General features: G+C 63.0%; 22 protein-coding genes. 6 read left to right on the top strand and 16 right to left on the bottom strand.

Annotated features, from left to right (window positions below; genetic code table 11):
- Positions 1-3: 3 nt before the first annotated feature.
- The 12 genes from VFL62_RS21880 to VFL62_RS21935 form a co-directional block, all read right to left on the bottom strand.
- The gene (locus VFL62_RS21880) at positions 4-1,089 is read right to left on the bottom strand and encodes an ABC transporter ATP-binding protein (RefSeq protein ID WP_325174474.1); all 1,086 of its coding nucleotides are present in this window, start codon (positions 1,087-1,089) and stop codon (positions 4-6) included.
- On the bottom strand, positions 1,086-2,630 hold the full coding sequence (glpD, locus tag VFL62_RS21885; RefSeq protein WP_325174475.1) for a glycerol-3-phosphate dehydrogenase: 1,545 nt from the start codon (positions 2,628-2,630) through the stop codon (positions 1,086-1,088). Before glpD ends, VFL62_RS21880 begins: the two co-directional genes overlap by 4 nt.
- A gap of 129 nt (positions 2,631-2,759) precedes the next feature.
- On the bottom strand, positions 2,760-3,578 hold the full coding sequence (locus VFL62_RS21890; RefSeq protein ID WP_325174476.1) for a DeoR/GlpR family DNA-binding transcription regulator: 819 nt from the start codon (positions 3,576-3,578) through the stop codon (positions 2,760-2,762).
- A gap of 148 nt (positions 3,579-3,726) precedes the next feature.
- Positions 3,727-4,572 carry a carbohydrate ABC transporter permease gene (locus tag VFL62_RS21895; protein ID WP_325174477.1) on the bottom strand — a complete coding sequence of 282 codons (846 nt, stop codon included), beginning with the start codon at positions 4,570-4,572 and terminating at the stop codon, positions 3,727-3,729.
- Positions 4,569-5,504: a sugar ABC transporter permease gene (locus VFL62_RS21900; protein WP_325174478.1), complete on the bottom strand. Its 936-nt coding sequence runs from the start codon at positions 5,502-5,504 to the stop codon at positions 4,569-4,571. Before VFL62_RS21900 ends, VFL62_RS21895 begins: the two co-directional genes overlap by 4 nt.
- Complete coding sequence (locus tag VFL62_RS21905; protein WP_325174479.1) at positions 5,504-6,685, bottom strand: ABC transporter substrate-binding protein; 1,182 nt, start codon at positions 6,683-6,685, stop codon at positions 5,504-5,506. The genes VFL62_RS21900 and VFL62_RS21905 overlap by 1 nt, the downstream gene beginning before the upstream one ends.
- A 404-nt stretch (positions 6,686-7,089) precedes the next feature.
- Positions 7,090-7,875: a substrate-binding domain-containing protein gene (locus tag VFL62_RS21910; RefSeq protein ID WP_325174480.1), complete on the bottom strand. Its 786-nt coding sequence runs from the start codon at positions 7,873-7,875 to the stop codon at positions 7,090-7,092.
- Positions 7,876-7,935: 60 nt separating this feature from the next.
- A complete protein-coding gene (locus VFL62_RS21915; protein WP_414644809.1) occupies positions 7,936-8,676 on the bottom strand; it encodes an ABC transporter ATP-binding protein in 741 nt (246 codons plus the stop codon).
- Positions 8,673-9,434, bottom strand: coding sequence for an ABC transporter ATP-binding protein (locus VFL62_RS21920; protein ID WP_325174481.1), 762 nt, complete (start codon positions 9,432-9,434; stop codon positions 8,673-8,675). Before VFL62_RS21920 ends, VFL62_RS21915 begins: the two co-directional genes overlap by 4 nt.
- Positions 9,431-10,264, bottom strand: a complete 834-nt coding sequence (locus VFL62_RS21925) for a branched-chain amino acid ABC transporter permease (RefSeq protein ID WP_325174482.1) — start codon at positions 10,262-10,264, stop codon at positions 9,431-9,433. The genes VFL62_RS21920 and VFL62_RS21925 overlap by 4 nt, the downstream gene beginning before the upstream one ends.
- Before the next feature lie 2 nt (positions 10,265-10,266).
- Positions 10,267-11,145: a branched-chain amino acid ABC transporter permease gene (locus VFL62_RS21930; protein WP_325174483.1), complete on the bottom strand. Its 879-nt coding sequence runs from the start codon at positions 11,143-11,145 to the stop codon at positions 10,267-10,269.
- A gap of 200 nt (positions 11,146-11,345) precedes the next feature.
- A complete protein-coding gene (locus tag VFL62_RS21935) occupies positions 11,346-12,575 on the bottom strand; it encodes an ABC transporter substrate-binding protein (RefSeq protein ID WP_325174484.1) in 1,230 nt (409 codons plus the stop codon).
- Positions 12,576-12,752: 177 nt separating this feature from the next.
- On the opposite strand from VFL62_RS21935, the gene VFL62_RS21940 reads away from it, so the two are divergent.
- From VFL62_RS21940 to VFL62_RS21950, 3 genes are all read left to right on the top strand, one after another.
- Entirely contained in the window at positions 12,753-13,349 is a 597-nt protein-coding gene (locus VFL62_RS21940) for an amino acid synthesis family protein (RefSeq protein ID WP_325174485.1), read from the top strand.
- Between the two features lie 61 nt (positions 13,350-13,410).
- Positions 13,411-14,889 (top strand): 4-hydroxyphenylacetate 3-hydroxylase family protein, encoded by a 1,479-nt coding sequence (locus VFL62_RS21945; RefSeq protein ID WP_325174486.1) that lies wholly within the window; start codon positions 13,411-13,413, stop codon positions 14,887-14,889.
- Positions 14,890-14,908: 19 nt separating this feature from the next.
- Positions 14,909-16,105, top strand: coding sequence for an amidohydrolase family protein (locus tag VFL62_RS21950; RefSeq protein ID WP_325174487.1), 1,197 nt, complete (start codon positions 14,909-14,911; stop codon positions 16,103-16,105).
- A gap of 76 nt (positions 16,106-16,181) precedes the next feature.
- On the opposite strand, the gene VFL62_RS21955 is transcribed toward VFL62_RS21950, so the two are convergent.
- Together VFL62_RS21955 and VFL62_RS21960 are read right to left on the bottom strand one after the other, a co-directional pair.
- Positions 16,182-16,562 (bottom strand): cupin domain-containing protein, encoded by a 381-nt coding sequence (locus VFL62_RS21955; RefSeq protein WP_325174488.1) that lies wholly within the window; start codon positions 16,560-16,562, stop codon positions 16,182-16,184.
- 34 nt (positions 16,563-16,596) lie between these two features.
- The gene (locus VFL62_RS21960; protein WP_325174489.1) at positions 16,597-17,127 is read right to left on the bottom strand and encodes a flavin reductase family protein; all 531 of its coding nucleotides are present in this window, start codon (positions 17,125-17,127) and stop codon (positions 16,597-16,599) included.
- An 80-nt stretch (positions 17,128-17,207) separates the two neighbouring features.
- Here VFL62_RS21960 and VFL62_RS21965 point away from each other — a divergent pair, with 80 nt between their 5' ends.
- Positions 17,208-17,885, top strand: coding sequence for a DUF2848 domain-containing protein (locus VFL62_RS21965; RefSeq protein WP_325174490.1), 678 nt, complete (start codon positions 17,208-17,210; stop codon positions 17,883-17,885).
- A gap of 51 nt (positions 17,886-17,936) precedes the next feature.
- Entirely contained in the window at positions 17,937-18,542 is a 606-nt protein-coding gene (locus VFL62_RS21970) for a MarR family winged helix-turn-helix transcriptional regulator (RefSeq protein WP_325174491.1), read from the top strand.
- A gap of 6 nt (positions 18,543-18,548) precedes the next feature.
- On the opposite strand, the gene VFL62_RS21975 is transcribed toward VFL62_RS21970, so the two are convergent.
- On the bottom strand, positions 18,549-20,381 hold the full coding sequence (locus VFL62_RS21975) for a tetratricopeptide repeat protein (protein WP_325174492.1): 1,833 nt from the start codon (positions 20,379-20,381) through the stop codon (positions 18,549-18,551).
- Positions 20,382-20,490: 109 nt separating this feature from the next.
- A complete protein-coding gene (locus VFL62_RS21980; RefSeq protein ID WP_325174493.1) occupies positions 20,491-21,309 on the bottom strand; it encodes an acetoacetate decarboxylase family protein in 819 nt (272 codons plus the stop codon).
- Between the two features lie 100 nt (positions 21,310-21,409).
- Here VFL62_RS21980 and VFL62_RS21985 point away from each other — a divergent pair, with 100 nt between their 5' ends.
- Positions 21,410-21,988: a TetR/AcrR family transcriptional regulator gene (locus tag VFL62_RS21985; protein WP_325174496.1), complete on the top strand. Its 579-nt coding sequence runs from the start codon at positions 21,410-21,412 to the stop codon at positions 21,986-21,988.
- The last annotated feature ends 88 nt before the right edge of the window (positions 21,989-22,076 follow it).

Genomic DNA, 22,076 nt, shown 5'->3' on the forward strand with positions numbered 1-22,076 from the left:
TCCTCATCTGTTGCTGGTTGAAGGCGAAGCGACCAGGCGGCCGCTCGCATCGAAAACGAATACATTGTCCGGGTCGAGCACAGCATCGAGCACGTCGCCGGGCTCATATTCGTGCACGCCCGGCAGCACCGCGACCCAGTTGGACGCGTCGCGCGCCAGATGCACGAAGCTTTCCGAGCCGGTGATTTCGGTTACCGTCACGGTGGCATGAAAGGCATGGCGTCCCGCGACGCCGTTCGCGATCTCGAGCTGATGGGCGCGGAAGCCGACGCGGTAGGCGCCATCAGCGAGGCCGGCGTAAAGTCCGGCCGCAGGCGCCGCGATGCCGCCGGCATATTGCACAGAGCCGTTCTTCTTCTCGATGCCGACCACATTGAGCGGCGGATCGGAGAACACCTGCGCCACGCGCAAGGTGTCGGGACGGCGATAGACGGTCGGTGTCTCGCCAGCCTGCAAGACCTCACCCTCCCACATGCACACGGTGCGGCCGCCGAGCAGCAGGGCTTCCGAGGGCTCGGTGGTGGCATAGACGAAGATCGCGCCGGACGCCTCGAAAATGCGCGGCAATTCCGTGCGCAGTTCCTCGCGCAGCTTGTAATCAAGATTGGCGAGCGGCTCGTCCAGCAGCACGAGGTCGGCGCCTTTGACCAGCGCGCGGGCGATGGCAGTGCGTTGTTGCTGGCCACCGGAGAGCTGCAGCGGCGTGCGATCCAGATACGGCTCGAGCTTGAGCAGTTTTGCGGCTTGGCGCACGCGGCTGTCGATCTCGGCGCGCGGCTTGCCCTGCACGCGCAAGGGCGAGGCGATGTTCTCAAAGACGCTCAGCGAGGGATAATTGATGAACTGTTGATAGACCATGGCGACGGAGCGTCGTCTGACGTCCGCGCCGGTGACGTCCTTGCCGTCGACCAGCACGCGGCCTGACGAAGGTTTGTCGAGGCCGGCGAGCAGGCGCATGATTGAGGTCTTGCCCGACAGGGTCGGTCCCAGCAAAACGCTCAGCGTGCCGCGCTCGAGCTTGAGGTTGACGTCGCGAATGGTCGCAACACCGTCGACCAGACGCGAGACGTTGACGAGTTCAACGCTCATGCGCGTCCTCCCGTCTCGGCAAGTCGGCTTCTCGGCGCGGCGAGTTGGGCGGACATCCAGCTGTCAAGGCGCGCGATCTCCTGCCGCGTCAGGCGCAAGCCAAGCTTGGATCGCCGCCATATGACGTCGTCCGTGGTGCAGGCCCATTCCTCCGAAATCAAGTACCTGACCTCGGCCTCGGTCAAGCCGGCGCCGAAGCTCTCGCCGAGATCGTCCATCGACTTCGCCATGCCCAATATCCGCACCGCGCGCGTGCCATAGCTATGGGCGAGGCGATTGGCATGGGCAGATTCGAGGAACGGATAGTCGCGCATCAGTTCGGCCGTCAGCGCCGGCATCGCCGACACGTCGAGGTCGCCGCCGGGCAACGGCGCCTGGCCGGTCCAGCCTTCCTGCGCTTTGGTGCCCTTCAGGTAGGGGCCAAGCTTCTCCAGCGCTTCTTCCGCCAACCTTCGATGCGTCGTGATCTTGCCGCCATAGATCGAGAGCAGCGGCGCGCCGCCGGGCACATCGAGCTCGAACACATATTCGCGCGTCGCGGCCTTAGCTTCACTGGCGCCGTCATCGTAGAGCGGGCGAACGCCGGAATAGGTCCACACCACGTCGGCGGGTTTCACCGGATTTGCCAGATATTCGCTGACCGAGGCGCAGAGATATTCGATCTCTGACGCCGTCGCTTTCACCAGCGCCGGATCGCCGTGATAATCCTGATCGGTGGTGCCGATCAGCGTGAAATCGTCCTGATAGGGAATGACGAAGACGATGCGGCCGTCGCTGTTCTGGAACATGTAGGCGCGGTCATGATCGTAGAGCTTGCGCACCACGATGTGCGAGCCCTGCACGAGGCGCACCTTGGCGCGCGCATTGACGCCCGATCCCGCCGCCAGCACCTGCTCGACCCACGGGCCGCCGGCATTGACGAGGACGCGCGCGCGAACCGTCGAGCGTTCGCCGCTCAAGGTGCTCTCCAGCGTGACTTCCCAGATGCCGTCGGCTTGCCGGATCTGGGTCGCGCGGGTGCGGGTGTGGATTTCGGCGCCACGATTGGCGGCATCACGCGCGGTGAGCACGACGAGACGCGCATCGTCGACGAAGCAATCGGAATATTCGAAGCCTTTATGATAGCGGTTCGGCACTAGCGGCTTTCCGACGGCGTCGCGGGCCAGATCGACCGAGCGGGTCGGGGGCAGCCGGTGCCGTCCGCCGATGTGGTCATAAAGAAACAGGCCGAGCCGGAGCAGCCAGGCCGGGCGCAGCCCATCGTGGTGGGGCAGAACGAAACGAAGGGGGCGGATGATGTGGGGGGCGATGCCCCACAGGATTTCCCGCTCGATCAGCGCCTCGCGCACCAAACGAAACTCGTAATATTCGAGATAGCGCAGCCCGCCGTGCACGAGCTTGGTCGACCAGGACGACGTCCCGCTCGCCAAGTCATTCATTTCACATAGAAAAACAGAATTGCCCCGTCCGACAGCGTCGCGCGCGATGCCGCAGCCGTTGACGCCGCCTCCGATGATCAAGAGGTCGAAAATCCGATCCAAGGCGCTTCCCCGGCCATTCGCCTTATTGGCGATTTAACTTTCGTTTTGGATTAAATCACAACTAAATCCGAAAGCAACTCGGGTCGGTCGTTTTTCCCGCCGCTTGCGAGAACCCAGTCTGGCCGCGGCTTACCCGGCGGACGGATGAGGCTCGGCATCGACCTCGTCGGCCTGGAGCGATCCCGGCATCGCCTCAATCACCTGAATGCCGTGGGTACGGCAGATCTCCGCAAGGCGCGATGGCAGCGCGACGTCGGTGATGAAGGTATTGATCTGCTTGATATCGGCGATGCGCACCGGGGCGGTGCGGCGGAATTTGGTGGCGTCGGCGACCAGCATCACGCTGCGGGCATTGGAGATGATGGCCTGCGCCGCCTGCACCTCGCGGTAGTCGAAGTCGAGAAGGGAGCCGTCCTGATCGATGGCGGAGGCGCCGATGATGGCGTAGTCGACCTTGAACTGTCCGATCAGGCTGGTCGCGGTCGAGCCGATCACCGCACCGTCGGCGCGGCGCACCGCGCCGCCTGCCACGATCACCTCGATACGCGGATAACGATAGAGCAGCATCGCGACGTTGAGATTGTTGGTGATGACGAGTAGATCCTCGTGCGAAGTAAGCGCGCTCGCCACCTCTTCCGTCGTGGTGCCGATGTTGATGAACAGCGAACAGCCGTTCGGAATCAGGCTTGCGGCCGCGGCGCCGATCGCCTTCTTCTCTTCGGCGGCGACGAAACGGCGCGCTTCGTAGGCGAGGTTCTCGACGCCGGAGGCGATGATGGCGCCGCCATGGATCCGCGTCAGCGAGCGTTCATCGCACAGATCGTTAAGGTCCTTGCGGATGGTCTGTGCCGAGACTTCAAAACGCCGGGCGAGATCTTCCACCATCACCCGGCCATGTGCGCGGGCGATATTAAGAATCTCATTTTGGCGATGACTCAGTTTGGTCACGGTGTCACCTCGCGCAAAACGCGCATCTCGTGGCGCGGCCGTTCCGGAGTCCGGTCAACTTGGCTTGTGGGAGATCGGAAGGCTGGTTGTCACAGGGCATGATCCCAGTCAGTTGGCAGGATAGAGCTATCGTATGGGTCTGCATCGATCATGCCTTCACCGATCCTGCCGTCAAACCGGCAACGTAGTGCTCTACAAAAAATGAGTAAATGAACGCCACCGGCAGTGAGCCGAGCAAGGCGGCTGCCATGAGCTGGCCCCAATAGAAAACGTCGCCTCGGATAAGCTCGGCTATCGCGCCCACGGGTACTGTGCGTACATCCGTCTTGGTGAGAAAGATCAATGCATAGAGAAATTCGTTTTGCGACAGAGTGAAAGCGAAAATACCCGCTGAAATGAACCCGGGAACGCAGAGGGGCAGAATGATCCGCACCATCGTCTGAAATCGGCTGGCGCCATCGATCCTGGCCGCCTCCTCGAGCTCCGGCGGCACGGTTTTGAAATAGCCGACCAATAGCCAGGCGCAGAATGGAATCAGCATTGTCGGATAGGTCAGGATCAGGGCGGTGAGGGTATTGGAAAGACCCAGGCCATTGATGATGTCGGCCAAGGGGATGAACAGGAGGGGTTGAGGCACAAGGTAAGTCGCCGCGATCGTCGCGGCGATGAGGCCTGCCCCGGCAAACCGCATGCGCGCCAGCGGATATGCCAGCATGGTTCCCAACACCAGCGATATCGCAGTCGATGCCACGGCGACCAGCATCGTGTTGTAGGTCCAGGTGAGAAAGCTGGTCTCTGTCAGGAGATCGACGTAATGCTTGAGCGTCGGGTGATAGACGATCAGCGGCATGATGCGCTTGTTGTAGAGTTCAGCATTTGGCTTTAGCGATGTGACCAGCATCCAGTAAAAAGGTGCAAGCCCGGTCAGCAGGAAGAAACCGAGCGGCAGCCACAGCTGCACTGGCCGCAACCACCATCGAGGCCCGCCGGTCATTCGCGTCCTCGGGTATAATTCGTAAGGGCAATGATCAGCAGCCCCAGCACCGGCAGCATGGCGAGGGCGACGGAAGCGCCGCGACCGAGCTGCCCGCCGCCCATGGCGATGTCGAACGCGTAGGTTGCAAACAGATGCGTTGCGTTTGCCGGCCCCCCGCGCGTCAGGACATAGACCAGCTGGAAATCCGCGAACGTGAAAATGACGGAGAACACGGTCACAATCAGGATCACCGGTTTGAGCAGCGGCAGCGTGACGTACCAGAAACGCATCCAGCTCCCGGCGCCGTCGATGGCTGCGGCCTCGTGGAGTTCCACCGGAACGGTCTGGAGTCCCGCCAGAAGCGTGATGCCGTAGAACGGCAATCCGCGCCATACGTTGATCACGATGATCGAGGCCATGGCCAAAACGGGGTTGCCGAGCCAAGACGGGCCGGGATCGGCGATGCCCGTGTGCACCAGCAGCCAATTGAGCACGCTGAAGGCTGGATCAAGCATCCACATCCAAGCCACCGTGCTGAGGACCGTCGGCACGATGAACGGCAACAGCAGCGCCGCCCGGACCAGGTTTTTCATCCGGAAGTGCTGGTTGAGGACAAGCGCCAGCGCCAGCCCGCCAACCATCTTCAGCACCGTGGCAACTGCCGTGTAGATGAACGTGTTGCCAGCCACCTGCCAGAACACAGGATCTCGGGCATCCTCGATGAAGTTGCGAAGGCCGACGAACACGCCGGGCTGGGCCACCGGACGATTCTCGAGACTGAGGAAGATGCCATAAACAAAGGGATAGCCGACCAGCGCGAACAGAAAGATCAGTGGCAATGCCATCATGAGCCAGCTGAAGACAGCCTCGCGGTCGAGCCATTGTCCGATCGCGCGTCCGAGGGCGAAAGGCCGGGGGACGTCGCCGGCTTCCGTGGTGACTGCCACCATCAGGTTTGGCCGTAGATCTGCTTTAGCTGCGCGGTGGCGGTTGCGATGACCTCCTTGGTCGACGCCCCTGCGCAGGCCTTGGCAAACATGTCGATGACGACGTATTTCGCAATCACCTCCGACTGCGCGCGGCCGACGGGAGCCGGCCATCCCGGCAGGTGAGCTGTGGTCAGCGCGTCCCGATACGGCAGATTTCGCGGTTCGACGTTCCACATCGGTGCGTTGTCATATCCGTGCAGGAACGGCTGATAGTAGGTATCAGCAGACGCATACCATCCTTCGAGCTGCGGCTTTTCGCTTAGCCATCGCAGGAACGCCTTGGCGGCCTCGTGATCCGCCGTATGCGTGAAGATGGAATGGCTCCAGCAGTTGAGCGTGTGGAAGCGCCCCTTCGGGCCCTGCGGGTTCTGCGCTTGGCCGGTGACCTTGGCGATCTCGGGGAAATCCCGCTTGGCCACCCACAGGATGCTCTCAGCATTGTTGGTGCAGGAGATCTGCTCGCTGAACCAGGCTTTGTTGTTGTTGACGTCGGTCCAACCCAGGACGTCCTCGATCATCGTCTGCTTGAAGAACTTGCGTGCGAAGTCGATGGCGCGGGCGGTCTCGTCGGAATCGATCACCACGGTTTTGCCGTCCGGCTCGACCTCATGGCCGCCAAACGACCACAGTAACGGGTACAACCAGCCGTGGTTATCGCCGAAGCCGTGGCCGAGTTCGAAGCCGAACGGGTGCCCCTTGGCTTTGAGCTTCGTGCCGGCCTCAAGCAATTCATCCCAGGTGTCCGGAAACTTCTCGAAGCCGACCTCTTTGAACCAGTCGATGCGCCAGTTCATGAGCTGCCCGACATTGCCGAAGGGAACGGCTTTCCATTTGCCGTTGACGACGCACGCCTCCTTGGCCGACTCGTACCAGCCGCCCTGCTGCTTGCCGACGTCCTCAGCGATGTCGCTCACGTCGAGGTACTTCTGGTCGTAAAGGAAGGGCCAATTGAAGAAATTGAGCGTGAGATCCGCGCCGCTCCCGGTCTCGGCGACGGTCGTAACACGGGTCTGCATGCTGCCGACGCTCGCCAACTCGTAGTCGACCTTGACGCCGGTGAGCTTCTGGTAAGCCGGGGCCAGCGTGTTCTGGAAGTAGCCGTCAAAGGTTTTGATGAAGGAGCTCTCGTGGATGAGGGTCAAGCTCTTGGTGGCAGCTTGCCCGCGCTGAACTCCGACTATAGAAGCCAAAGCCCCCGTAGCCGCTGCCTTGAGGACCTGACGGCGCGAAGTCGACGCTGATCGCTCTGCGAAGCGCATTGATTCCTCCCCCAGAGGTTGCGATTTTTTTTATTTTTCGAAAGCCTATCCCCGAATTCGCGCGAAAACAACATGACCCGAAAGTAAATTCGAAGATTTCTTGACCCTGAAAGGCTCGAGCCGGGGGCGGCGCTCGGGTGGGCCGATTATTTGCCCTTGTCCTGGCCTAAGCCGCGCCCCGCCTTCGGGGGTCTCTCCGCCAAGCCTTCACGAGTCAGTGGTCTCACTGAGGCGCCGAAGCTTGAGCGAAGGCGTCAAGTCCGAGGGGCAGGCTTCGCTTGAAAATGCTAGGGCGGATCCATGCCCTTTGACTTCATCACGTCTAACGCGGCCGGGCTGGTCATCAGCTCGATCAGCGCCTTGGCGGCCGACGGACTCTGGCTCGTCGATCCCGCGCCGATTGCAAAGATGATGCTGCTGTTGAGATCGCCAGGGAGCGGACCCACGACTTGCGTGCCCGGGACGGCGGCGATCTCGGACGCCTGGGCCACGCCCATTTCGACCTCGCCGCGCGCGACGAGCTCGCCGGCTTGCGCGTTCGGCACCAGGGTCGTCTTCGGCTTCATCTCTTCAGCGATGCCGAGACGGTCGATCACCTTGGCGATATAGACGCCGCTGGCGCCGCCCTTGGCCGGGTCGGCATAGGAGATCGATCTGGTGGCGAGCAATGCCGCCTTCAGCTTTTCCGCGGTCGAGATATCGGGTAACGGCGCGCCGGCGCGCACGCCGACCGCGACATAGGACATGCCGATGTTGACGATGCTGCCCTCGGTCACTTTGCCCTGGCGTGCCAGTTCGTCGAGGACCGGTCGCGACAGCATGATCACGTCGGCGGTTTCGCCGGCGTCGATGCGCTTCTTCAATTCCGCGATCGTGCTGTACACGATCGTCAGGCGATTGCCGTTGCTCTCGAAGCCAAGCTTGAGCTCGTCGAGCGCGGGCGTCAGCGCCACCGTGCTCATGACTTTCAGCTCGGCGGCAAGCGCCTCGAAGGTCGATATGATGAAGGCCGATATCAAAGAACACCCGAATAAGGCCGCAGCCGCGGCTTGCTTGCCGAAAATACCCGCCATGAAATCCGCTCCACTCGCCTCATCTTCACCGTAACCGAAGCTTTGCGGTGACGGTAGCCGCTATCCGGCATGGCCGGCGGCGCGGCCGCCCAAGAATGTTTCTGACACCACGGGATCGTCGATCAATGCCTTCGCCGGGCCCGACGTGATTACGCGGCCGGTCTCCATCAGATAGGCACGGTCGGCGATCTTCAGCGTCTGGCGCGCCTTCTGCTCGACCAAGAGCACGGTCAGCCCCTCGCGCCGCAGGTCCCTTATCATCGCGAACACCGCATCGGTCATTTTCGGCGCGAGCCCGAGCGAGGGCTCGTCGAGCAGCAGGAGTTTCGGCTTCGACAGCAGCGCGCGGGCGATCGCCAGCATCTGCTGTTCGCCGCCGCTCATCAGGCTCGCAAGCAGGTGACGGCGTTCGGCGAGAATCGAAAAGCGCTCCAGCAGTGCGGCAAGATCTTTCGTCGCCTGCGCCTTGTCGCTGCGTGTATAAAGACCCATCAGCAGATTGTCCTGCACCGTCATGGTGCCGAGGATGCCGCGGCCTTCGGGAACGAGTGCGATACCGCGCCTCAAGTTGCGCTCGGCGCTGTTCGGCTTCAGCACCTCACCTTCGAACGCAATCTCGCCGCGATAGGGCAGCAGCCCAGCGATGGCGCGGGCAACGGTGGTCTTGCCGGCGCCGTTGGCGCCAATCAACGCGACGATCTCGCCTTGCGCGATCTCGAGGTCGATGCCGCGAACCGCCTGGATCGCCCCGTAACGCACCATGAGGTCGCGAACGCTGAGCATCGTGCCGACTGACATCATGCCGCCTGCCCAAGATAAGCGTCGAGCACCGCCGGGTTGGTCCTGACTTCGTCGGGCTTGCCTTGCGCGATCAAGACGCCGAAGTCGAGCACGTAGAGGTGATCGCAAAGGTTCATGACGAATGCCATGTCGTGTTCGATCAAGAGAATGCTCAAGCCCCCCTCGCGCAACCGCAGCATCAGCGTGCGGATGGTCTCGGCCTCGTCGTGGTTCATGCCGGCAACGGGTTCGTCGAGCAGCAAGAGTTTCGGCCGGGCCGTGACCGCGCGCGCCATCTCCACTTTGCGCTGCAAACCGTAAGGCAGTGAGCGCGCCAGGCGGTTGCGCACCTCACCGAGACCGAAGAACTCGAGCACTTCTTCGGCGCGCTCGATCACGTGGCGGTTGGAAAACCGCATCGGCAGCAGGCGTCGCGCGAAAGCGCCGGTGTGCGGCTGCGCCACCAGCAGATGCTCCCATACCGTCATGTCGGAGAACAGGCGGATGTTCTGGAAGGTCCGCATGATCCCGGCGCGCGCGATTTTGTGCGACGGCTCCAGGGTGACGGCATGGCCATCGAGTAGCACGGTGCCCGAGGTCGCGCGGTAGGCTCCGGTGATGACGTTGAAGGTCGTGGTCTTGCCGGCGCCATTCGGGCCGATCACGCCGACGATCTGGCCGGGCGCGACCTCCAGCGAAAGATCGCTCAGCGCATGCACGCCGCCGAAGGTCTTGGTGACGCGATCGAGTTTCAGGCGAGGCGGCGTGATCAAGGTCATGGGCGCGGCCTTGGAAGCGCAAAGCGCAACAGTGCGCGGTCGAGCAGGCCCTGGCGCCGCACCAGCAGCATGCCGATCAGCAGCGCGCCAAAGGCGGCAAAGCGCCAGTCGGCAAGGAAACGCAGATATTCGGGCAGCACGACGAGCAGGACCGCGCCGGCCAGCGCGCCCGGCGCCACCGTCGAGCCGCCGAGAATGACGGCGAGCACGAAATCGATCGAGCGCTCGAACGAGAAGTTGCCGGGCTCGATATAGACGTGATGATGTGCAAACAGTCCGCCGGCGATTGCGGCGACGGCGGCGCCGCAGCCAAAGGCGCCGACCTTGATCTCGGTGGCGTTGAGCCCGACGAGGCCGGCGGCGGTCTCGTCGTCGCGCACCGCGCGGATTTCGAGCCAGATCGGCGATGACTCGATCAGCATGACGATGGCGAGCACGACGAGCGCCCAAGTCCAGATATAGCCGGTCGAGACATGGCGCATGCCGTGAAAACCTTCCGGGCCGCCCATCGCAGAAAAATTCAGAAAGAAACTCCGCACCATCTCGCCGAAGCCGAGGGTTGCCATCGCAAGATAAATGCCCTTGAGGCGCAGCGCCGGAAAGCCCACGGCGACGCCGATCGCGCCGGACACCACCGCCGCGATGACAAGCGCCGCGGTAACCGGCAGCCCGGCGGCGACCGTCAGCCAGGAGGTGAGATAGGCGCCGATGCCCATGAAGCCGGCATTGCCGAGCGAGAGCTGTCCGGTGGCGAGGATGATGTAGACGCTGAGCGCCCCTAACAGGAGAATGCCGATGTCGGAGAGCAGTCCCGCATAATACATCGACATGGTCAGACCCTTTGGCCCTGATCGCTGCGTCCGCCGCCGAGCAGGCCTTGCGGCCGCAGCAGCAGGATCGCGATCATGAAGCCGTAGACGACGAAGTCGCGGATCTGCGAACCTCCGTAAGCAACCGTCATCACTTCCACCACCCCCATCAAGGGGCCGGCGATCAGCGCACCCCAGATCCGCGTGGTACCGCCGATCACCATCACCGCGATCGCCTTCAACCCGATCTCGACGCCGATGTAGGGCGTGATCGCCGCATAGTGCACGCCGATCAAAACCCCGGCTGCCCCGGCGAGCGAACCCGACAGCATGAAGGCGATCAGCGTAACGCGACCGGCGGGTACGCCAAGTAGCCGCGCGACATCGCGGTTTTCCGCGACCGCGCGCAGCGCCCGGCCGATCGATGTGCGCTGGACCAAAAACGCCAATAGCGCCACGAGAACAACCGTGACGCCGAGCACCGTGAGCTGGATCGCGCTGACGCTGACCGGGCCGATGTTGAAGCGCCCGCTCAGCACCTCGTCGGAAAGTTGCAGCGGATCGGAGCCCCAGACATTGGTTGCGACGTTTTGCAGGATGATGGAGAAGCCGAGCGTCGAAAGCATCGGGGTCACGACGGGCGCGGCGCGAAACGGTTGATAGCCGATGCGCTCGACGATCGCAGCCACCAGGGCTGCGCCGATCATGCCTGCGACAAGCGCCACCGGAAGCGGCAATTGCGCCATCACCACGGCGAAACCGAAATAACCGCCGAGCATGAAAAGTTCGGCGATCGCGAGGTTGAGGACGCCGAGAATGCCCATCACCAGCGAGAAGGACAGCGCGATCAGCGTGTAGACCGCCCCTAACGTCAGACCGTTCACGAATTGCTGGATCAGCACCTAGGCGTCCCTGTGGAGGAATGTTGTAGCTAGAAGGTGATGGCCACGGGTGGCTCTAGTTATTTCGCTCCGTCATGGCCGGGCTTGACCCGGCCATCCACGTCTTTGGTTGCCGTGATCCTCGGTAAGGCGTGGATGCCCGGGACGAGCCCGGGCATGACAAGCGTGGCTGCACCGCCGCTTCACTCACGTTGTCGAATTCAGCACCCCTGCTTGCCGTCGGGCGCGCTGCAGCCGCGCACCTTGGACTGCCATGCGCCGTTCTGACCCTGGACGATATAGAAGGCCTTGATCGCGTCGCCGTCCTCGTTGAACGCGATCGGGCCGCCGAGACCGGCGAAGCCCGACAGCTTGGCCATGTAGTCGCGAATCTTGGTGCGGTCGGCCTCGAGGTCTTCCGGCTTGCCGGTGACGCCGGCCTTCTTGATGGCCTCGATATAGATGCTGCCGATCTCGTAGATGTTGGCGTCGTACATCGACGGCTCGATCTCGGCCGGCAGGCCGGAAATCTTGCGCAGGATCGGCGTCAGTTCCTTCACGAAAGCCTGCGGCTTGTCGCCGGGCATGGAAGCATAGAACGTCGCGGGCGCTACGATCGGGATTTCGGGCGCGGCCTTGAGGATCGCCGAAGAAATCAATTGCGTCGCGCCGACCACCGGCTTGATCACGCCCTGCCGTTTCATCTCGCGCAGCACGGTGACCGCCTGGCTGTAGTCGGCGCTGACGACGACGCCATCAGGATTGAGCGCCTTGATCTTGGTCACCTGTGCGCTGACGTCGAGATCGCCGGTGTTGAAAGAGAGCGGATCGTTGGCGTTGAGTACCTCGATGCCATTGTCCTTCATCAGCACCGGCATGATCTTGCTGCCGACGGTCGCCGCCGTTGCGTCCTTGGCGTCGAAAATGATCGCGACGTTCTTGATGTTGAAAGCCTGCTTGTAATACGGCACCGTGGTGCGGCCGAGCACGCCTTCGTCGATGGTGTTGCGGAACGCCCAGGGACGGTTGAGCTTGGCGACGCCGGGCTTTGACGAAGCCTGCGAGGTAGCGACCACCTTCATTTCATTGGCGACCGGGAAGGTGACTTCCGCGGCGCTCGAGGTGAGGGGACCGGCAACCGCCAGCACGTGATCGTCGCCGGCGAGCTTGCGAAGGTTGTTGGTGGCTTGCGCGGGCTTGGTCGCGTCATCGAGAATCACGATGCGGAGTTTCGCGCCGTTGATGCCGCCGGCGTCGTTGACCTGCTTCTCCAGCATTTGCAGCGTCGCGGTATTGGTGCGGCCCCATTCGGCAAAGGGGCCGCTCGAGGGCACGATCGCGCCGAGCACGATTTCCTTGTCGGCGGCGTAAGCCCCGCCGCTTGCGATCGCTCCCGACAGTGCCGCCGTGAGTCCCGCGGCACAAAGCACTCTGATCAATCCAGACGTCATTTGCGGAAATCTCCCCGTTCGTCGCGCTTCTCAACGCGAACGCTGCGCCAAAGAGGTCCGCCCAAGCAGCTTCCCCTCAGGCCTTACTTGCGGGAAGCTAGCATCGGAAAGCGAGCTTGAAAAGCTTCGTTAGTTATGTAATTATCGAATATAGTTGAGCGCGAGGGAGGGCGAGCGATGGCCGAAACCGGCATCGACATTATAAGAATCAAGCGCGTGCTGACCTTCCTGGACGAGACGCGCGTGGCCGACGGCCGCGACACCGTGCCGTCGCTGCGCAAGGCCGCCGCGGTCGCCATCATCGACAATCCCTATGCCGGCCGCTTCGTGCAGGATCTTTCGCCGCTGACGCGCGCCAGCGAAGCGCTGGGCCGCGAGATCTGCGCAATTGCTGTGCGGCTGTTGGCGCCGGATCAGGCAGTCAGTTACGGCAAGGCCGCCGTGGTCGGCAGCAATGGCGGGCAGGAGCACGGCAACGCCATGCTCACCACCGTGTTCGGCAATGTCATGCGCGAGGCGATCGGCGGCGGAAAGGCCTGGATCTCCTCGATGACCAAGCGCGCCGCGCCGGGCGCGACGATCGATATTCCCCTGGCGCACAAGGATGCGCTCTATGTGCGCTCGCATTACGATGGCATGACTGTGATGCTGCCGGATGCCCCGCAGCCGAACGAGATCGCGATCATTGCGGTGTACGCCACGCGCGGCCGGCCGAACCATCGCGTCGGCGGCCTCGCCGCATCCGAGATCAAGGGCCAGGACGGGCTGACTTGACGGGCTGACGGCCGGTGCGCCGGCTGGCGCGGCAGAGAACAAACCTCAGGTGGAGCGGAACATGACGGTTGCAAAGACAGGTGCGGAGCACATCGCCTCCTTGCGCGACGGACGAACGGTCTACATCGACGGCGCGCTGGTTGAGGACGTCACCACGCATCCGGCGTTCCGGAACGCGATTGCGTCCTCGGCGGCGCTGTACGATTACCAGGCGAGGCCTGAAAATCTCGAACTGATGACCTTCATGCCTGAAGGCTCCAACCGCCGCGTCAACCGCGCATGGCAGATGCCAAAGAGCTATGACGAGATGGTGACGCGGCGCAAGGCGCTGCAGGCCTGGTCACGCGTGCATTACGGCTTCATGGGCCGCTCGCCCGATCACGTCGCCTCGGCCCTGATCGGCCAGCGCATGGGCATCGAGGTCTTCCGCAAGCACGGGCCGCAGCGCGCCAAGGCGCTGGAAGACTATGTCGACTACGCCACCAAGAGCGACCTGTTCCTCACTTACGTGATCATCAATCCGCAGGCCGAGCGCGCCAAGAGCTGGGGCGATCAGGTCTCGGACCTTGTCGCGCGCATCGTCGACGAGGATTCCACCGGCATCACCATTCGCGGCGCCAAGATGCTGGGGACCTCCTCGATCATGGCGAACGAGATACTGGTGGCCAATTTGCAGCCGCTGAAGCCGGGCGAGGAGGATCTTGCCTTTTCCTGTGCGCTGCCGATGAACACCAAGGGCATCCGCGTGCTGTCGCGCAAGTCCTACGAAGCTTCCGCGGTGTCGGTGTTCGACAATCCGTTGTCGTCGCGCTTCGATGAGAACGACGCGCTGGTCTATTTCGATGACGTGAAAGTGCCGTGGGATCGCCTGTTCGTCTACCGCGACACCGATGTGTGCCGGCAGCAATTCCATGAGACCTGGGGCCATTCGTACCAGAACTACCAGGCGCAGATCCGCCTCTCGGTGAAGATCCGTTTCCTTGCGGGCCTTGCCCGTCGGCTGACCGAGGCGATCGGCACCACCAACATTCCTTCCGTGAGCGAGAAGCTCGGCTACATGGCCGCGCAATCGAGCATGGTGGAGGCGATGCTGTCGGGCATGGAAGCGAGCGGCTCGAAAGTCGGCGAGTACTGGGTGCCGAACAAGCACATGATGTACTCGGCGCAGGTCCTGACGCAGGACCTCTATCCCCAGTTCGTCAACGCGATCCGCGAACTCTCCGGCGGCGCCATGATCATGCTGCCGTCCTCGATCAAGGATTTCGGCGATCCCGTGCTCAACAAGATCATCCATACCACGCAGCGCGCGGCAAACCTCGCGCCTGAGGACAAGGTGAAATTCCTGAAGGCATGCTGGGATGCGGTGGGTTCCGAATTCGGCTCGCGCCACCAGCAGTACGAGATGTTCTATGCCGGCGCCCGTTTCGTCACCGCCGGACACAGCTTCCGCACCTATGACTGGAACGGCGCGACCGCGATGGTGGAAAGCCTGATGGCTTCGTATAGTCTGAGCGACGAGCTTGGTGGGGTAAAGCACTGACACACCGCGGAGAAGGCGCATGAAAGTCGCGATCACCAACCTCCGCACCATCGTTTCCGGCGACTGGCGTGCCCCGTTCGTTGGAGGAGACACCGTGATCGCGCACGATGGCAAGTTCGTCAGCGTCGGTACGGCGAGCGCCGCCGCGGTCGAGGCCTGCGACGTGGTGATCGACGCCGGCGGCATGACCGCGATTCCCGGCCTGATCGATTCCCATGTGCACATCACCTTCGGTGACTACACGCCGCGCCAGCGCACGGTCGGCTATCTCGAAAGCTATCTGCATGGCGGGGTCACCACATCGATCTCGGCGTCCGAGGTGCATGTGCCGGGCCGGCCGCGCGATGTGGAAGGCGTCAAGGCGCTCGCGGTTGCGGCGCAGCGCTGCTTCGCCGACTATCGCCCGGGCGGCATGCGGGTGATCGCGGGCTCGGTCATCCTCGAGCCCGGCTTGAAGGACGAAGACTTCGTCGAACTCGCCAAGAAAGGTATCGGCCTTGCCAAGGCCGGCTTCGGCGCGGTGAAGACCGCATATGACTACGCGCCGCTGGTGGCGGGCGCCAAGGCGGCGGGCCTGATCACCACCTGCCACACCGGCGGTTCATCGATTCCCGGGTCCGGCGCGATCACCGGCGATCATCTGTTGAAGATCCATCCGCACGTCTCGTTCCACATCAATGGCGGTCCGACCGCGATGCCGGATCGCGATTTCGAGCGCGTGATTCGCGAAAGCGAGATTGCGCTGCAGGTCTGCACCGCCGGCAACCTGCGCACCACGTTGCTATGCGGCAAGCTCGCGCTGGAATTGAACGCGTTCGACCGCTTCATCATCGCGACCGATACGCCGACCGGGAGCGGCATCATGCCGCTCGGCATTCTCTACACCATGGCGCATCTTGCGAGCTTGACCGCGATGACGCCGGAGCAGGCGATCTGCGCGGCGAGCGGCAACAACGCGAAAGTCTATCGGCTGGACGCTGGCTTCCTGAAAGCCGGCCATGTGGCCGACATCGTGCTGCTCGATGCGCCCGATGGCGGCACGCAGGATCATGCGCTTGATGCCATCAAGCACGGCGACATCGCCGCGATCGGCGCGGTGGTCACCGCGGGCGTGCCGCGCTTTGTCGGCCGCAGCCGCAACACGCCCGCCACCACGCGCAAGGCGCGCGTGGCGAAATCAACCGTGATGCAGGATTTTGCCGCCGCGGCGCATTGAGCGGCGACTGTCACCATTCGTCATGGCCGGGCATAGCCGTACTTCGACGGCTAAGCCGGCAATGACTTTGTGGCGTTCACGCCGGGTCGAAATAGTGGATTTCGAACAGCAGGCAGCCTTTTTCGGACTTGAACGGGCCGTGCCAGGCGCCGGGCGGCCGTGAGGCGTAGGTGTTCGGCGCAAAGGATTCGCCGCCATTGCCCTGTTCGTCGTTGCCGACCGTGAGATCGCCGGAGACGAGGTACACTTCTTCCCAATAGTCATGCACGAACGGCTTGGTGGTGTAGACGCCCGGCGCGAAACGCAGAAGGCGCGAGCGCGAGCCGCGCTTGTTGGTCTCGTCGAGCGCGCCGGAGAGAATCTTCTGCTGAATGCCGGCGGGATAGCCGGCCGGCGTCTCCCAGCCGCTCGACATGTCGAGCGCGTGAAATTCCTTGTGTTCCTTGTTGATCGCCATAACGGTCGTTCCCTTGGTTGTCGTCGAGAAATTCTCACCAGCCGTGCAGCAATTCCGCTTCCGGCGGCGGGGTGTGGGCGTTCGCGGCGCTGGCAAGCTGGCGATAGCGGCCCTCGAAGAATACGAGGGGGCGCTGGGCGGTGAAGGCGTGCTCGTGCAGCGCCTCGACGCGGCCGACGAAGATCTCGTGATCGCCGCCATCATAGCGGGCGTGATGCGCGCATTCGAACACGACAGCGGCGTTCGGCAGCATCGGCGCGCCGTTGTTGCCGGTGAGGATCGTCAGTCCTTCCCATTTGTTGCTACCCGGCCGCGCGAACTGGTTGGACACCTGTTCCTGATCCTCATTGAGCACGTTGACCGCGTAGTGCGCGATCGACTGCCAGGCGGCAAAGCTCTGCGCCTTGCGATGAATGCTGAACAGAATCAGCGGCGGATCGAGCGAGACCGAATTGAACGAGCTCATGGTCATTCCGATCAGTTCGCCGGATTGCATGCGCGCGGTGGCCACGATCACGCCGGTCGGAAACTTGCCAAGGGCATTGCGGAATTTATGGGGGTCCATGCTGGTCTCCGGGGCAGCCTTGGGTTATATACTCCATAACTTAGCTAGTTTTCAAAGTTTTTTGCGGAGACATGGAAGGCATGCTCGAATTCCACACAGCGCCCCGGCAAAGCGAGGGGCAGCGGATCGGCTTCAAGGTCGCGAACCTGATCGTGGCCGGCTGGACCGGCCGCGACGAGGCGGCGTTGCGCCATCACATCGAGGAGCTTGCCGCCATCGGCGTGCCGCGGTCGTCTTCCGTGCCGGTATTCTATCGCAACAGCACGCTCAACGTAACACAGGCGGAGCGGCTTCAGGTGCTCGGGCCCGACACTTCGGGCGAGGCCGAGCCGGTGGTGGTTGCGCATGGCGGCAGACTGTGGCTGACGGTCGGCTCCGATCACACCGACCGCAAGGCGGAAACCATGGGGATCGCGCTCTCCAAACAGCTTTGTGGCAAACCCGTGGGGCGCGAGCTCTGGCTGCTCGACGATGTCACTCCGCATTGGGATCAGTTGCGGCTGCGCGCGTTTGCCACCATCGACGGCCGCCGCGTCATCTATCAGGAAGGCACGCTTGCCGGCATGCGCACGCCCGGCGATCTGATCGCGCGCTATGGCGCGGCTCTTTCGGACGGCACGATCATGTTCTGCGGCACGCTGGCTGCGATCGGCGGCATTCGCCCGTCGAGCCGGTTCGAGGTCGAGCTGGAAGATCCCGTCCTGCACCGCACGCTCAAGCATGCTTACGATATCGACATCCTGCCGGTGGTCACATGATCCATCGCCTGGACCTTTTGAACTGATTCTTCTTCAAAACGGAGAACGCCCGTGTCGCGCCAAAAAGCCAAAGCCGAGCGAGGTCAGACGCCGCGCCGCACCGAGCCGAACACCGCGCGTGGCGGTCTGCCGCTGACCGTGACCCGGCCCGAGCTTCTCAACGACGGCACCGACCGCGACTTTCGCAAGCTCGTGCACAACATCTTCGCTTTCATGGCGCGGCATGAAAGCATCCGCGATGGTCATGCGCGGCAGGTCGGGCTTGCCGGTGTCGAATACACCATCCTGATCTCGATCGGGCATCTCGGGCTCGACGGCGATGTCAACGTCAAGACCATCGCCGATCACCTGCACATGAGCGGCGCGTTCGTCACCACGGTGACCAGCAAGTTGCAGACCCTTGGCCTGATCGAGAAGACCCAGGACAGCGTCGACCGTCGCCGGATTTCGCTCGCGATCACTGAAAAGGGCAAGGCGCTGCTCCGCAAGCTCGCGCCCTATCAGCGGGAGATCAACGACGTCGAGTTTGGCCCGCTCAGCCGCGAAGACTTCCAGACGATTTCGCGCATCCTGGAAGCGCTGATCGTTTCCAGCGACAAGGCGTTCGCGCTTCAGCGCTACAAGTCCTCGATCAAGGAAACCACAAAGGTGGCGTGAGCGCGCTCACGGCCTTGCAGAGATCAATGCCATCAGCTCACGCCTGACCCGCGCGACGACGCTGGCATAGTCGCGCGTCTGGTCCTGACGAAACAGGCGCACGCTCGGATACCAGGGGCTGTCGTCGCGGTCGAGCAGCCAGCGCCAATCGGGCGTATAGGGCAGCAGGATCCAGGTCGGACAGCCCAGAGCCCCCGCAAGATGCGCGACGCTGCTGTCGATCGTAACGACAAGGTCGAGGCACGAAATCAGGGCCGCAGTCTCGGCAAAATCGGTGAGGTGGTCGGTGTGGTCGATGATTTCCGGCCGCGTGAGCAGCGTTGCTCTGTCCGCGGGTCGCGGGTCCTTCTGCAGGCTCAGGAAGCTCGCATCGACATCGAGAATCGTCGCAAGCTTACTCAGGGGGATCGACCTGTTGTAGTCGTTGAGGTGCGCGGGATTGCCGGACCAGACCAGGCCGACGCGCAGCTTCTCGTGTGGGCCGAGGCGCTCTTCCCAGATCCGCCGGCTGTCGGACGGCGCCGACAGATACGCCCTCGCTGCAGGTATCGTATCAAGGCTCGTCGCAAAGGCGAGCGGCAGGCTGGACAAGGGACAATAGTAGTCGAATGCCGGTAACGCGGTGGCTGACGTCGGCAGACATTGCGAAATGCCGTCCATCCCCGACAGCAGCGGGCACAACGCATCCTGAACGACGAGAATGACGCGCGCGCCAAGCGCGGCCACCATCGGGGCGTAGCGAGCGAATTGAATGGAATCGCCGAGCCCTTCCTCGGTGTGCAGAACAATGGTCTTGCCGTCGAGGCGCTCCTGCCCGAGCCATCTCGGCTGCTGGGAGTTGAAATGGGTGATCTGGAGTTTCGCAATCCTCGACCGCGCTTCGCGGCCGGCCCAGCCACGCTCTAAATTCCCGGTCAATAGATGCAGGAGCGCGGCATACATGTCGGCTTCGGCGTTGTCGGGCTCGATCGCCTTGATCGCGTCGTAGACGGCGATGGCTTCGGCGAAGCGCTGCAACTGAGCCAGCGCGAACGCCTTGTTGTGCAGCGCGCCGACGAAATTCGGGTGGATCGCAAGCGCCTTGTCGAAAAAGGCCAGCGCCTCTTCCTCGCGGCCGAGCCGCCGGAGGAATACCCCGACATTGTTGCAGATTTCGGCATTGGCGGGATCGAGCGCATAAGCGCGCTCGATTTCGGCCAGGCCTTCGTTGAATTTGTTGAGACCAAACAGCACGGCGGCGCGCTTCTGCAGCGTCGGAGCGCGGTTGGGCCTTATGCTGTCGCAAAGATCGATGTAGGCCAGGGCTTCTTCCGCCCGCCCGAGGACAAGCAGGATCGTCGCGCATTGGTCGGCGGCGCCCCAGTGATCCGGTTTGAGCGCGAGCGCGCGTTGACAGCTCTGGAGCGCGCGCTCCGGGCGTCCCATCTCCGCCAGCGCCTTGCCGAGATTTCCCCAGAGGGCGGCATCGTCTGGCTTGAGCTGGGTTGCCTTCTCGAAGATCGCGATGGCGTCGTCCCGCCGTCCCTGTTTCTGAAGCGCAGTGCCAAGGCTGGTCAGATAATCCGTCTTGGGCTGCTTGCGGATCGCGCGCGATATCCATTCGACCGCGTGATCGTACTGCTTCGACTGCAGCGCGAGCAGCCCGGTCAGGTGCAGCGTGTCGGCGTGTTCCGCATCGAGCGCGAGTGCCTTCTGGCAGCAGACCTGGGCTTCGAGCAGGTTGCCCGCAGTCAAGTGCCGAAGACCGGCCTCATGGAGTGCGGCCGGCGTCGCTGCCGCCGAGCTGGTCTGGGCGGTCTTGGAGCCCTTGGCAGCGGCCCTGCGCTCGTGGCGATTCATCGGGCACTTCAATATGAATGCGTCGAAACAACCGTTAATTGATTCTGATCTCACTTGGAAGCTTTGAGAGATCGCGTCCCACGGCGGCAGTTGCCGATCGGCCGCACCTTCAAACCAGTACGCGCTGATCCCGATAGGTCTTGCCGCCACGGGACATGGTCAGCGATCCGCCGCGTGGCTCGATCACCGGCAATTCGGCAAGCGCATTGACGACATGATACATGGTCGGAAGATCCGACCATGTCGCCGTGTGAAACCGCACGCTGCCGGTGCCGCTCTGCTGCCGTTCGATCGTCAGGTCCGGGTCGGCCGGCGGCGACAACGTGACCTGCTGCAATTCGCTCTCGCCCCACGTGCCGGTGCGCGGCACATATTTGAGCATCAGCGTGCCATCGGCGGGCGCCTTGGCCGCCGGCGGTGCGTCGCGCAAGTCCGACACGCCGATGTCGAGAAAGCGAAAACCCATCCAGCCGGCGTTGCAGATTTGTACGCCATCGCAGGTGCGCGGCTCCGATATCTCAGCGTAAAGCTTGGGGTGACCGATCTCGCATCGTCCGGTGATGATGGGATCGGCCAGATTTTCCCAGACCACGGCAAGAAAGCGGCCGCTTGCGCGGTCCTGCCGCCCGCGAAAGCTCGCCGGCCAACTCACCCAGATCATGCTGTAGCCGCGCCCCGCCAGCCAGTCGATCTCGGTCATGTGGTGACATTCGACCGTGACGACAGGCTCGCCCGCAAGCGTAAAACCTTCAGGCAAATGCCGCTCGAGCCGCGCGCCGTCGGTCAGGAAACTTGCGGCGACGGAAAGCCGGCGCGGGCTTTTCTTCGGATCCGCCGCGACGCCGTCAGGCATCTGGCGCGGGCCGGGCGCCGGTCCGAAATGCGTCGGCATCCGGTAGATGCGATCGGGGTCGAAACGGTAAGTCATGGCGCCTCCTGATCAGCCGTGTCATTATTGACGATAATGTCAAACTTGACGTTGGTGTCAAGAATGACGATAATGGCTGGAGCGGAGAAGGGTGAGCCAAATGGTCGGCGTGCGTCAGTTTGACGAGCAGGAAGTGATCGCGCTGGCGCTGAACGTGTTCTGGCGCAAGGGGCTGGGCGAGGCGACGATGCAGGACCTTGCCGAGGCAACCGGCGTGCAACGCGGCAGCTTGTACAACGCCTATGGCGACAAGGAAGCGATCTTCCTGCGTGCCTTCGACCGATATGCGGCCGATTTCCTGGCCTCGGTCGAAAACCTGCTGGCCAATGGCGACGTGGCCACCAGACTGCGGAATTTCCTCGACAGCGCCATCGTCAATATGACCGGCGGCTCGCCGCCGCGCGGCTGCCTGACCACGCGCACCGCACTCAATGCGGGGATCGCGAGCGAAGCCGTGCGCGGCCGTGTGCAACACCTGCTCGGCGAGCTCGAGCGGGCCGTCGGCAAGGCAATCAATGCTGCGCCCGATGGTCCGGCTTTGCCGGAAGCCAATCGTCTCGCGCGCGTCGTCGTGACATTCACGCGCGGGTTGGCGGTGATGGAGCGCGCCGGATATAGCCGCAAGCAACTGAAGGAGTCGGCTGCGACCTTTGTCGATGCATTGATCGGCGGTGCCTGACTTAGCTGACACGCAACATGTCGTGACATCAGCGATGTCGTCATGGCCCGGAAAATAGATCGGTGCCATCTAACGTGCTGCGAGGAGA

The sequence above is a fragment of the Bradyrhizobium sp. genome (genome assembly GCF_035701725.1).
GTDB lineage: Bacteria > Pseudomonadota > Alphaproteobacteria > Rhizobiales > Xanthobacteraceae > Bradyrhizobium.